The 1,466-nt window shown below is 61.5% G+C and carries 2 protein-coding genes; both read right to left on the reverse strand.

What is annotated here, in order from left to right:
* Window positions 1-686, reverse strand: a 686-nt coding sequence (locus ABT297_RS43010; protein ID WP_350559988.1) for a sulfate adenylyltransferase subunit 1, incomplete at its 3' end; no start/stop codon positions are given.
* 13 nt (window positions 687-699) lie between these two features.
* On the reverse strand, window positions 700-1,466 hold a 767-nt coding region (cysD, locus tag ABT297_RS43015), incomplete at its 5' end, for a sulfate adenylyltransferase subunit CysD (protein ID WP_350559991.1).

Genomic DNA, 1,466 nt, shown 5'->3' on the forward strand with positions numbered 1-1,466 from the left:
TACTGCACCGGGAAGCGCACATCCACCAGATTCCGATCCGAAGCGATGTGCACATGCTCCAGATGATGCAACAACGACGGACCCTCATACCACGGCATACGCTCACTACGCGTAACCAGATTGTCACCATGCAACGCCGAGATCGGGATCACCGTCAAATCCGGCGCCTCCAACTTCGCCGCGAACGACGTGAACTCATCCGCGATCCGCTCGAACACCTCCTGCGAATAACCCACAAGATCCATCTTGTTCACACACAACACCAGATGCGGCACCCGCAGCAACGAACACAGAAACGCATGCCGCCGCGACTGCTCCACCAAACCCTTACGCGCGTCAACCAGGATCAACGCCAGATCAGCCGTCGACGCACCCGTCACCATGTTCCGCGTGTACTGAATATGCCCCGGCGTGTCCGCGATGATGAACTTCCGCCGCGGCGTCGCGAAATACCGATACGCCACATCGATCGTGATGCCCTGCTCACGCTCCGCACGCAAACCATCAGTCAGCAACGCCAGATTCGTATACTCATCCCCACGGGAACGAGACGTCGCCTCCACCGCCTCCAACTGATCCTCGAAAATCGCCTTCGAGTCATACAACAACCGCCCGATCAGCGTCGACTTCCCATCGTCGACAGACCCCGCCGTGGCGAAGCGAAGCAGATCCATCTGACGTTCCATCACAGCGGCCACCTCAGAAGTACCCCTCACGCTTACGGTCCTCCATCGCCGCCTCACTCACCCGGTCATCCCCACGGGTCGCACCACGCTCAGTCACCCGAGTCGCCGCCACCTCATCGATCACCGCATCGATCGTGCCGGCGTCGCTGCGCACCGCAGCGGTGCAGCTCGCATCACCCACCGTCCGATACCGCACCCGCTCCACGAACGGCGTCTCCCCCGCCTTCAACGGCAGAAACTCGTTGATCGCATACAACATCCCCGCCCGGTCCACAACCTCACGGTCATGCGCAAAATAGATACCGGGCAGATCGATACCCTCCCGAGCGATGTAATGCCACACATCCAACTCGGTCCAGTTCGACAACGGGAACACCCGGATCGACTCCCCCGCAGCGATCCGCGCGTTGTACAACGCCCACAACTCCGGACGCTGGTTGCGCGGATCCCACTGACCGAAATCATCCCGGAAACTGAACACCCGCTCCTTCGCCCGCGCCTTCTCCTCATCCCGGCGCGCACCACCGAACAACGCATCAAACCGGTACTTCTCCACCGCATCCAACAACACCGGCGTCTGAATCCGGTTCCGCATCCCATCCGCCGACTCCCGCACCGCCCCCGAGTCGATCGCCTCCTGCACACTCGCCACGATCAACTGCACGTTCAACTCGGACACCCGCCGATCCCGGTACGCCAACACCTCCGGGAAGTTGTGCCCCGTGTCCACATGCATCACCGGAAACGGGATCCGAGCCGGCGCGAACGCCTTCTCCGCCA

Origin of the sequence: Dactylosporangium sp. NPDC000555 (assembly GCF_040300025.1) — a bacterium.
Taxonomy (GTDB): domain Bacteria; phylum Actinomycetota; class Actinomycetes; order Mycobacteriales; family Micromonosporaceae; genus Dactylosporangium.